This is a genomic window from Marivita sp. (assembly GCF_020055635.1).
GTDB lineage: Bacteria > Pseudomonadota > Alphaproteobacteria > Rhodobacterales > Rhodobacteraceae > Marivita.
In genome coordinates, this window is sequence record NZ_JAIPUT010000008.1 from 109,871 (window position 1) to 120,467 (window position 10,597).

Sequence of the window (10,597 nt, forward strand, 5' to 3'; positions counted from 1 at the left end):
CTTGGGTTAACACTTGCCTGCCTTGGGGGGCTATGGCTAGGTATCGTTTGAACCAGACAGCGGATGACGTGCATGATCCTCACTTCGACAGAAAACCAGTCCGACCTGCCGCGATATTTCGCGCAGGTGTTTGCGATGGCGGACAAGCTGCGCAAGGGACGGGTTGATTTCGTTCTGCCAGACGGACGTCACTTTCGTGCCGAAGGGGCCGAGCCCGGGCCGGTGGCCGAGGTGCATGTGCACAACAACGATCTCTTTGCCCGGTTGATCCGGGATGGCGATCTGGGCTTCAGCGATGCCTATCTCGAAGACTGGTGGAGCACGCCGGATCTTCAGGCCTTCATGGACTTCGTGCATGGCGAGAACAACGAGGTCTATGACGGGTTTCCCGGCATGACCTTTGTGCGCTGGTACGAACAGTTGCGGTTCTGGATGCAGTCCAATTCCAAGCGGCAGGCGCGCAAGAACATCAGTTACCACTACGATCTCGGCAACGACTTTTATGCGCTCTGGCTAGACGAGACGATGACCTATTCCTCGGCGCTGTTCGAGACCGGGCAGGAAAGCACCGAAAAGGCGCAGATCGCCAAGTACAAGAGCATGGTCGACCAGATGGGAGCCGTGCCGGGCGATCACGTGCTGGAAATCGGCTGTGGCTGGGGCGGCTTCGCGGAATACGCGGCCCGGGAACGGGGGCTGAAGGTCACCGGGCTGACGATCAGCGAAGAGCAGTACAAGTACGCGGTCGAGCGGATTGCAAATGCCGGATTGTCGGATCGTGTGACATTCAAGTTGCAGGATTACCGCGACGAACGGGGGCAATATGACGGCATCGCGTCGATCGAGATGTTCGAGGCGGTCGGGCAGAAATACTGGCCGGTCTATTTCCAGTCGGTCAGGCAATGCCTGAAGCCGGGCAAGCACGCCACGCTCCAGATCATCACGGTCGAAGAGTCGCGATGGGAGATTTACAATCGTGGAGTTGATTTCATTCAGAAATATATCTTTCCCGGTGGAATGCTTCCCAGCCCGGGCGTGCTGCGCAAGGAAGTCGAGGCCGCCGGTCTGAAAGTCGCGCGGTCGATCGAGTTCGGCGAAAGCTACAGCCAGACGCTTCGGCGCTGGCACGATACCTTCAACGAAAAGTGGGACCAGGTGGCACATCTGGGCTTCGATGACCGGTTCCGGCGGATGTGGAATTTTTATCTGACCTCTTGCGCGGCGACATTTCATAGCGGAAACTGCGATGTGACCCAGATCACCATCACGAGACCTGCCTGACATGCCGACAGCAGCCAAAGCCATCGCAGCCTTGTGTTTGGCCGCGCTTGCATATTTGGCGTCGGAACTGGTGAAGACGCTGTTGCCGGAAATCGTGAATTTCGGACGCTTTTCAGAATACAACGCGGCGATCGGTGCAGTCGTCGGCTGGATCATCGTGGGAAAACGCGCCGGGCGCGGGACGAAGGACGCGATTGCCAATGGTCTGACCGGGGTTGCCGGGCTGATCTTCTGGACGCTGGCCTTTCACGCCAGCATCGAGATGTTCCGCATGTCGATGAAGCGGCGCTTTGACGGGCCGGTGGAAGCCTTTTCGGCGATTTTCGAGATTGCGGTGGAGTACGGCGCGCTGTTGATGAACCCGATGATGATCGCGACCCTGCTGGTCGGGGCGCTGCTGACCGGGTATCTCTCGGAATATGCCGCGCGGCACTGGAAATAACCCGGTTTGCCCACGCTTTTCTTCTACGGAACGCTGTGTCACCTGCCGCTTCTCGAAGCGGTGCTCGAGGTGTCTCCCGGGGCGTTGGCCGGGCGACTGGATGGCGCGGTCCTGCGCGACCATCGCGTGTCCTGGGTCGCGAACGAGGCATATCCGATGATCGAGCCGTCCCGCGGCGACGTGGCGGATGGCGTTTTGCTCAGATCGGTGAACGAGGACGAAGAGGCGCGGCTTCGATATTACGAAGGGGCGTTTTCCTACCATCTGGCCGAGGTCGCCGTCGATGTCGGCGCAGGGCGCGAAACGGCGATCTGCTTTTATCCGATGTCCGCAGACCAGTCCCGCGGCGCGCCCTGGGTGCTGGATGACTGGGTCCGGGTCTGGGGCAAGATGGCCGTCGGGGCCGCGCGCGACGTGATGGCGCGACGGGCGCGCTATGATGCCGAGACTGCGGCACGGTTCCGGCCTTACCTGATGGCGCGGCACTGGTCGCGGATGTTGGGCCGTGATGCACCGGCGCCGACCACGGCGCGATATGCGCCCGCTCCGGGTGACGTGACCGTCAGCAAACGGTTCGAGGGGTTTCGCGGGTTCTTCGAACTGGCGGAGTTCGAGCTGCATCACCGGCGGTTCGACGGATCGCGCAGCCCCACCGTGATGCGCGAAACCTTCCTGGCGTTCGATGCCGCACTGGTCCTGCCGTACGATCCGAGCACCGATCACATCTTGCTGATCGAACAGCTGCGCTTTGGTCCGCTCTGGCGGGAGGATCCGCACCCTTGGGTGTTCGAGCCGATCGCGGGTCTGGTCGATCCCGGGGAAGACCCGGCAGATTCCGCCCGGCGCGAGGCCGAGGAAGAGGCGGGCCTGAAGCTGGGCCCGCTGGAGCCGATGCTTCGGGTCTACGCATCTCCGGGATACACGACGGAGTTTTTTCACTGTTTTCTGGGCGTTGCGGACCTTTCTGAATTCACTGCATCAGCTGGCGGCCTGGCGTCGGAGAACGAGGATATCCGCAGCCATGTCATGTCCTTCGACGCTGCGATGGACCTGATCCGCAGCGGCGAGATCAATGTCGGGCCACTGGTCATGATGATCTATTGGCTGGCAGCAGAACGCAGCCGATTGCGCGCCTCTGCTTGAGTTCCCGGCAGAGCCCGCCTAAACCCGTGAGGAACTTATCTGACGGGGGCATCATGCGTTTTGCAGGCGAACTGGCCGAAGCTGTCGGCAACACTCCTTTGATCAAGCTTCGCAAGGCGAGCGAGCTGACGGGATGCACCATTCTGGGCAAGGCGGAGTTCCTCAATCCGGGCCAGTCGGTCAAGGACCGTGCGGCGCTGTTCATCATCAACGACGCGGTTCGCAAGGGGCTTCTGAAACCCGGCGGGACGATTGTCGAAGGCACCGCGGGCAATACCGGGATCGGGTTGGCGCTGGTCGGCGCGTCGATGGGCTTCAAGACGGTGATCGTCATCCCCGAGACGCAAAGCCAGGAAAAGAAGGACATGCTGCGCCTTGCAGGTGCCGAACTGGTCGAGGTGCCGGCGGCGCCCTACAAGAACCCGAACAATTACGTGCGTTATTCCGGGCGTCTGGCCGAGGAAATGGCGCGGGGCAGCAACAAGGGGGTGATCTGGGCCAACCAGTTCGACAACGTGGCCAACCGGCAGGCGCATGTCGAAACCACCGGTCCCGAGATCTGGGAGCAGACCGATGGCAAGGTGGATGGCTTCATCTGCGCGGTCGGGTCTGGTGGCACGCTGGCCGGCGTCGCCGAGGTGTTGCAGCCCAAGGGGGTCAAGATGGGTCTGGCCGATCCGATGGGGGCGGCGCTTTATTCCTATTACACGACGGGCGAGTTCAAGTCCGAAGGCGGTTCGATCACCGAAGGTATCGGGCAGGGGCGGATCACGGCCAACCTCGAAGGCTTCACGCCGGATGTCGCCTACCAGATTCCGGACGAAGAGGCGCTTCCCATCGTGTTCGATCTGCTGGCCGAGGAGGGCCTGTGTCTGGGTGGGTCGTCGGGCATCAACGTGGCGGGCGCGATGCGTCTGGCGCGCGATCTTGGTCCGGGCCACACCATCGTGACGATCCTGTGTGACTATGGCACGCGGTACCAGTCCAAGCTGTTCAACCCGTCCTTCCTGCGCGAAAAGGGCCTGCCGGTGCCGGAGTGGATGGAACAGGCACCACAGGACATACCGACTGTTTTCGAGGACGTATGATCCGTCTGACTGCTGCACTGCGGGCGGCGCTTGTCGTCCTGATTCTGGCCGCCATTCCCGTTTCGGCCCAGGTCCAACAGGTCGATTATGCGGCATGGGAACAGGTCGCGGACCGCGCCGATGACGCGATCTCCGAAAGCGAGATGCCGACGGACGCGCTCGAAGACCTGCGCGCCGAGGTCGCGGCCTTTCGGGACAGGCTTCTGGCGCGGCTGGGCACGGTGGATCCGCGTCTGACGACGCTTGAAGCGCAGTTGAATGCGCTGGGACCGCGGCCCGAAGACGGCGACGAGCCCGAGGAAATCGCACAGCGCCGGCGCGATCTTCAGCGGCAGATCGCCGAGCTGCGCGCGCCGGTGATGCGCGCGGAAGAGGCTTATAGCCGCGCCGACGGGCTGATCAACGCGATCGACGAGGTGATCCGGTCGCGGCAGACCGAGCGCCTTTTGCAGCGTGGACCCGAACCGCTTGACCCGCGGTTCTGGGCTCCGGCCATCGGCAGTCTTTTCGTGCCGTTCCGGGACATCGCCACCGAGCTGAGGGAGAACTGGAACGATCCGGATCGCCGCCGCACCCTGACCGACCAGCTGCCCGCCGTTCTGTTGCTGCTGGCTGTGGCGCTGGTGTTCGTGTTCCGTGCGCCCAAGCTGATCGACCGGCTGGGCACCTGGCTGCGGTCGAAAACCCGCCGGGGGACGGGGGTCTGGAGCACGATCCTGTCACTGCTGCGCCTGATGCTGCCGGTGATCGGGTTGCTGCTGTTGGTGCAGGCGGGATCGCTCAGCGGCTTGTTGGGAGTGCGTGGGCAGGAGATCATCTTCGTGCTGCCCATGCTTCTCTTCGTGGTTCTCCTGGCGCGTTGGCTGGCCGCGCAAACCTTCTCGAGCGACGATGAGGTCAACACGATTTCGCTGTCGCAGCAGCGCCGCACCGAGGCGCGCTACTATGTCAATTCACTGTCCTGGTTGCTGGCGGCCAACACGCTGTTCGCCTATCTCAACGAGATCGGCGAATGGGACAGCGAAACCCAGTCGGTCCTGGGCTTTGTCGTGCTGTTGCTGTGCGGGCTGATCCTGTTCCGCCTTGGCCAGATCCTGCGCCAGACCGGCCCGCACGAGGCCGTGGAAGACCGGCTTGACGATGACAGTTTCTCGCTGACATTTCCATCGCGCCTGGCGCGGCTGGCCGGGCAGGCGGCCATGGCGGTGGGTGTCGTGGGGCCGATCCTCGCGGCGATCGGGTATTTCAACCTCTCGGAAGCGCTGATCTTTCCGACGATCGTGACACTGGGCCTGTTCGCCTTTCTGCTGATCTGCCAGCGGTTCGTGCATGATGCCTACCACCTGTTCAAGGGGGAGCCGCTGGATGACACCCAGAGCCTGCTTCCGGTTCTCTCGGGGGCCGTTCTGGCCTTGGTGTCGCTGCCGGTCCTGGCCCTGATCTGGGGCGCGCGGGTGGCCGATCTGACCGAGCTCTGGGCGCGGTTCCAGGCCGGATTTTCCTTTGGCGAGACGCGGATCTCGCCGACGGATTTCCTGACCTTCGCAATCGTCTTCATCATCGGTTACGTGCTGACACGGCTCTTGCAAAGCGGGTTGCGCGGATCGGTCCTGCCGAAGACCAGGCTCGACAAGGGCGGCCAGACCGCGATCGTGTCGGGCACCGGTTATCTCGGGATCTTCCTGGCCGCGATCATCGCCATCACCTCTGCGGGCATCGACCTGACGGCGCTGGCCGTGGTGGCCGGTGCGCTGTCCGTCGGGATCGGTTTCGGCCTCCAGAACATCGTCCAGAACTTCGTGTCGGGTATCATCCTGCTGATCGAGCGGCCGATTTCGGAAGGCGACTGGATCGAGGTCAATGGCCAACACGGCACGGTTCGGGAAGTCTCCGTGCGCTCGACCCGGATCGAGACCTTCGACCGCACCGACGTCATCGTTCCGAATGCCGATCTGGTGTCGAATTCGGTCACCAACTACACCCGCGGCAACACGCTGGGTCGCCTGGTGGTGGAGGTGGGCGTGGCCTATGGCAGCGATACCCGGAAGGTCGAGGATATTCTCTACAAGATCGCCCGCAATCACGACATGGTGCTGATGAACCCCGAACCCTTCGTGCATTTCAAGGGCTTCGGCGCGGATGCGCTTGAATTCGACGTGCGGATGATCCTGCGGGACGTGACACAGATCCTCGTCGTGCGGACCCAGGTGAACCACCAGATCGCCGAGACCTTCAAGAAAGAGGGCATCGAGATTCCCTTTGCACAGCGCGACATCTGGCTGCGCAATCCCGAAGCGCTGCACACCAGGGCACCGGAGACGCCGCCACCGGCCCGCGATGACGCCGACCCAGAGGAGCCGCAGACGTGACCGACAGATTCACGCCGATCTACCGCACCGACCCGTATGCCCGCGATCTCTCCGCGCAGGTCCTGCGCCATACCGAGGAGGGCGGCATCGTTCTGGACCGCTCGACCTTCTATCCGACCGGCGGCGGCCAGCCCGGCGACAGCGGCTGGCTTGACTGGGACGGGACCACGCTGCCGATCGCGACGACGGTCAAGGGCGGCGCCGGCGAAAGCGTGCTTGTCCCGGCCGAGCCTGCTCAACTGCCCCCGGTCGGGGCGCATGTGGTGCAGCGGCTGGATTGGGAGCGGCGCCACAAGCACATGCGTGTGCACACGGCGCTGCACCTGCTGTCGGTGGTGATACCGCTGCCGGTCACCGGCGGCGCGATCACGGCCGGGCGCGGGCGGCTGGATTTCATGATGCCCGAGCCTCCCGAGGATCGCGACGCGCTCGAACTCGAACTCAACCGCCTGATCGACAGCGACCTTGTCGTCAGCGAAACCTGGATCACCGAAGCCGATCTCGAGGCCAATCCATCGCTGGTCAAGACCCTGTCCGTGCAGCCGCCCCGAGGCAGCGGCAGGATCCGGCTCGTGCGTATCGGGGACGGCGCGGAACAGGTCGATCTTCAACCCTGCGGCGGCACCCATGTCGCCCGCACCGGCGAGATCGGGCGCGTGGTTTTCGGCAAGATCGAGAACAAGGGCAAACAGAACCGTCGCGTGAACATTCTGCTCGACACGTGATGTTTCTGCGCGGGCTGTTTCTGACGACCGGCGTTTTCGTGATCGGTGTGGGGTTTGTGCTGCTTGTCGCCCCGCAGAGCTACTTCCAGCTTTATGCAACGGCCTATGCACCCGGCATGGATTTTCCGGCGCGCCGGTTCTCGCCGGCCGTGCTGGCGCTTGGTGCGGTGCTGATTGCCGCCCGCGACCTTGCGCCGGGCCGCTTTCTGCGCGCGCTTTGCCTGATCACGGCGCTGGCCTTTCTCGGGGTGGCCGGCACCGGACTGACGGCGTGGTGGTCTGGCATCGCCCGTCTCCACATCCTGGGAGCCGTCGCCCTCGAGCTTGTCATCGCCGTTCTTTTCCTGCTGGCCGCGTGGCGAAAGCGGCGCTTCTGAGCGCCGGTTCAGATTATCTCATGAATCGCCTTGCATCCCCCCGGCGGTTTCTTCTAAACACCGCCTCGGACAGGTGGCCGAGTGGTCGAAGGCGCGCGCCTGGAAAGTGCGTAGGCGGGAGACCGTCTCGAGGGTTCGAATCCCTTCCTGTCCGCCACTTGCCCCCGCGAAAGCGTTCTCCCGATCCGGCTGCGGCCGGATTTTTCCGTTGTTTTCGGGGGTTATGCGGGAGGGGCTGAGCACTGGCCCCCGCGCCAGGAGGCCCGGAAGCGGTCTCTCAGGGTCGATATTCTCCGGACCTCATGACTACGCGGATTTGGTGAATAGCTTGCAAGTATCCGATATTGAGCGTTTTTCAAGCGCGCGTACACTGTACTTCGACGTGGGTGGCGTTTGTGAGACGGAACCCGAGTCGAACTCTGCTCCCAAGTGGGCGAGACCTGCGACCTGAGGCTGCAACGACACGCAACTAGGGTTTCGCAGCCAAAGCTGGCGCCTATACACCGGGCCCGCGAGAGCTCCGTTGAGTTGACTCCGCTACAATCTGCGGACAAAGGGACCGTGCCCTACACAAGATGTTGCTGAGGGGAGCGCCGGTGTGCCATGTTGGAAGAGGCTCAGCCTCATGTTGATACGTAGCGCCCAGGCGGGAAATTCAGCTATCGGCTTAGCCACCAGTAAACAGTAATGTGCTTACATTGCGAAAGAGCAAGTAGCCACAAAGAAAACGGCCCCCACGCAAAGGGCTCAATGAATAACAAGAGCAGGGAGAGCGTCCATAAATGTCATTCCGCTACATCGGCTCGAAGGCTCGGATCGTCGACGGCATCATAGAACTGATTGGGCCGCCTGATGGAGGGGTATTTGTTGACGCATTCTCTGGAACTGGCGCAGTGGCAGAAGCCGCTTCCAAGTCTGGCTGGAAAGTTCATGTAAACGACCATCTTAGTTCGTCGGCAATCATGTCATTCGCAAGACTGGTGTCTCAGAGTCCGTCTCAAAAGGTCCTGTAGCGCGCGATGCGTCGGGACATGAGCTTGATCATGGAGAGCTGGATCATGGTCTGGACGGTTGCGGCGAAGCGCTCGAAATCCTTTGCAAGTCGGCGGTTGATTGTGATCCACGCGAAGGTGCGCTCGACGATCCATCGCTTTGCCTGAACCACGAAGCCGGCATCGGAGTGCCGGATGATTTCGACCGGGCGCGGCGCGGCGTCGGCCACGCGCGGTCCCTGGTATCCGGCGTCTGCAAAGAAGCGCTCTATGAAGGGGAAGCGGGCGGCGATGCGGTCGAAGACGAGGGCCGCGCCGTCGCGATCCTGCACGCCGGCCGAGTGGACTTCGATGCGCATCATCAGGCCGAGCGTATCGCAGAGCAGGTGGCGCTTGCGTCCCTTCACGCGCTTTCCGGCGTCGAAACCGACCGCATCCCGGGCGTCGGGGCCGGTCTTGACGCTCTGACTGTCGATGATGGCCGCCGAGGGGCTTTCTTCCCGCCCCTCCAGATCGCGGCATCGGCGGTAGAGCGTCTCGTGGACGCGCGCCCATGTTCCGTCGTCGCGCCACGCTCGAAAGTAACCGTAGACGGTGCTGCGCGCAGGAAAGTCGCGTGGCAGCATCCGCCATTGGCAGCCGGTCTGGAGCAGATAGAAAATCGCATCGACCACCCGGCGCAGGCACGTCCTGCGCGGTCGCCCGCCGGGCTTCGCCGCCGGCAGCAGCGGCGCGATCAGCCCCCACTCCCGATCCGTCATGTCGCTTGAATACGCCCCGCCGAGGCGCGCATAGTCTCGCCGGGTGGCCGCCGTCCAAGCCATCCGATCCTCCGTCGTATCTTGCCAGGAACAACGGTGAATCAGGCGGGCGGCGGTCATTCAACCCGTTTCACACCCTTTGCGGACAGGCTCTTAGGCCGTGTGGACGGATTTGAGCAAGATGAAGGTCGCGGCGAGAGCGACGATGGATCTGAAGTTTCTGGCGGTTTTTTCGCAGCGTAGCGCCACGCGTTTGAACCGTTTCAGCTTTCCCATCATCTGCTCGATGCGGGCGCGGCCCCGGTAGAGCGCCTTCGCGAAGCGCGCGGGAATGGCCTTGCGGTTCGAGCGGTGCGGGATCACCGGAACGGCGCCGCGCTCGCGCGCCAGGGCGCGGTTGGCGTCGCTGTCATAGCCCTTGTCGCCGATGACGGCGCGGGCCGGTTCGTCCGGTCCGGCGTCGATCAATGCTTCGAACATCGGGCTGTCGGCCGCTTCGCCACCGGTCAATTCGAAGGCGACAGGAAGTCCGTCGTGGTCTGTTTTCAAATGGATTTTCGTGCCGAACCCGCCCCGCGACCGCCCGAGCGCCTGGCTCGTCTGCCCCCTTTTGCGCCGGCCGCGGAGACATGCGCCCGGATCACCGTCGAGTCGAACATCTGCACCAGATGCGCGGTCTCGCTCAGGCCCGCCAGTATCGCGAAATAGTCCTCGAACACACCCGCCTTGCCGAGCCGGTCGAACCGTTTCCACACGCTGTTCCAGTTTCCGAACCGATCGGGCAAGGCCCGCCAGGTGATGTTGTGGACGGTGAAGTGGTGGAGCGCTTCGAGGAACAGCCGGTCATCCCGCCCCCTGGCGCCCCGCCGAGGCAGACAGGCCCTGAACGCCTCCAACGCCAGTTCCCAATCCTCTTCGTTCATCTTCGTGGACATCGACGGCCTCCCGCAAATTCGTCGATGTCCTATGAATCAGCAAGAAATGCTGATGGGAATCCTTCTCAAGCGGGGTGAGTCAATTCGTCCACATGGCCTAGTGTCCGAGCGAAACGGAAGAGCCCGTTTTCGGGATTTCCACGGTCTGACGTTCGTGCAAGTCTGCGGAGATGCGCAGCGGTGTCAGTTTCAGCGTCTCTTCCAGCGACCGTCAGCGGTTGAAAGCGATCGTCGCGGATGGCAACAGCCCGCAGAAGCACGCCTCCTCCAGCCGGGTGCGCGACAATGCGAGGGTCACGCAGGATTTCTCCGGATGCGCGCGGGTGTGGGAGACGAACAACTCGATTGCCCCCCCGGCCTCCCGCGCGGCCAGCGCCCGCGCGCCGACGGCCTGGCGGTTGACGCGGCGCTCGAACAGCGACTGCTCGGTCTCGAAATCGAAGGGGGCGGCGATCTCCACCCGGTCGAACCCGTCCCGCCCGGC

11 protein-coding genes, 1 tRNA gene and 1 pseudogene are annotated in these 10,597 nt (G+C 63.1%); 9 read left to right on the forward strand and 4 right to left on the reverse strand.

Translation table 11 applies throughout. From position 1 onward, the window contains the following. The first annotated feature begins 72 nt into the window (after nucleotides 1-72). The 9 genes from LCF60_RS06470 (at nucleotide 73) to LCF60_RS24595 (ending at nucleotide 8,438) form a co-directional block, all read left to right on the forward strand. A complete protein-coding gene (locus tag LCF60_RS06470) occupies nucleotides 73-1,281 on the forward strand; it encodes a cyclopropane-fatty-acyl-phospholipid synthase family protein (protein ID WP_292290535.1) in 1,209 nt (402 codons plus the stop codon). A 1-nt stretch (nucleotide 1,282) separates the two neighbouring features. After that, nucleotides 1,283-1,723: a TrgA family protein gene (locus LCF60_RS06475; RefSeq protein WP_292290536.1), complete on the forward strand. Its 441-nt coding sequence runs from the start codon at nucleotides 1,283-1,285 to the stop codon at nucleotides 1,721-1,723. Between the two features lie 6 nt (nucleotides 1,724-1,729). Continuing rightward, nucleotides 1,730-2,866 carry an NUDIX domain-containing protein gene (locus LCF60_RS06480; protein WP_292290537.1) on the forward strand — a complete coding sequence of 379 codons (1,137 nt, stop codon included), beginning with the start codon at nucleotides 1,730-1,732 and terminating at the stop codon, nucleotides 2,864-2,866. Between the two features lie 53 nt (nucleotides 2,867-2,919). Next, entirely contained in the window at nucleotides 2,920-3,954 is a 1,035-nt protein-coding gene (locus LCF60_RS06485; protein ID WP_292290538.1) for a cysteine synthase A, read from the forward strand. Further along, a complete protein-coding gene (locus LCF60_RS06490; protein ID WP_292290540.1) occupies nucleotides 3,951-6,323 on the forward strand; it encodes a DUF3772 domain-containing protein in 2,373 nt (790 codons plus the stop codon). The genes LCF60_RS06485 and LCF60_RS06490 overlap by 4 nt, the downstream gene beginning before the upstream one ends. Further along, a complete protein-coding gene (locus LCF60_RS06495) occupies nucleotides 6,320-7,048 on the forward strand; it encodes an alanyl-tRNA editing protein (RefSeq protein WP_292290542.1) in 729 nt (242 codons plus the stop codon). Before LCF60_RS06490 ends, LCF60_RS06495 begins: the two co-directional genes overlap by 4 nt. Then, nucleotides 7,045-7,425, forward strand: a complete 381-nt coding sequence (locus tag LCF60_RS06500) for a hypothetical protein (RefSeq protein ID WP_292290543.1) — start codon at nucleotides 7,045-7,047, stop codon at nucleotides 7,423-7,425. The genes LCF60_RS06495 and LCF60_RS06500 overlap by 4 nt, the downstream gene beginning before the upstream one ends. A gap of 67 nt (nucleotides 7,426-7,492) precedes the next feature. Then, nucleotides 7,493-7,582 (forward strand) — tRNA-Ser (locus LCF60_RS06505). A 625-nt stretch (nucleotides 7,583-8,207) separates the two neighbouring features. Continuing rightward, a complete protein-coding gene (locus tag LCF60_RS24595) occupies nucleotides 8,208-8,438 on the forward strand; it encodes a DNA adenine methylase (protein WP_363318396.1) in 231 nt (76 codons plus the stop codon). On the opposite strand, the gene LCF60_RS06510 is transcribed toward LCF60_RS24595, so the two are convergent. The 4 genes and pseudogenes from LCF60_RS06510 to LCF60_RS06525 all read right to left on the reverse strand — a co-directional run. After that, nucleotides 8,423-9,241 carry an IS5 family transposase gene (locus LCF60_RS06510; protein ID WP_292290544.1) on the reverse strand — a complete coding sequence of 273 codons (819 nt, stop codon included), beginning with the start codon at nucleotides 9,239-9,241 and terminating at the stop codon, nucleotides 8,423-8,425. The two genes, LCF60_RS24595 and LCF60_RS06510, sit on opposite strands and share 16 nt — an antisense overlap. 90 nt (nucleotides 9,242-9,331) lie before the next feature. After that, nucleotides 9,332-9,931, reverse strand: a complete 600-nt coding sequence (locus tag LCF60_RS06515; RefSeq protein WP_292290546.1) for an IS5 family transposase — start codon at nucleotides 9,929-9,931, stop codon at nucleotides 9,332-9,334. Further along, nucleotides 9,898-10,113 (reverse strand): annotated as a pseudogene (locus LCF60_RS06520) (transposase); the annotation flags it as partial. The pseudogene LCF60_RS06520 and the gene LCF60_RS06515, both read right to left, overlap by 34 nt. Nucleotides 10,114-10,324: 211 nt before the next feature. Then, on the reverse strand, nucleotides 10,325-10,597 hold a 273-nt coding region (locus LCF60_RS06525), incomplete at its 5' end, for a hypothetical protein (RefSeq protein ID WP_292290547.1).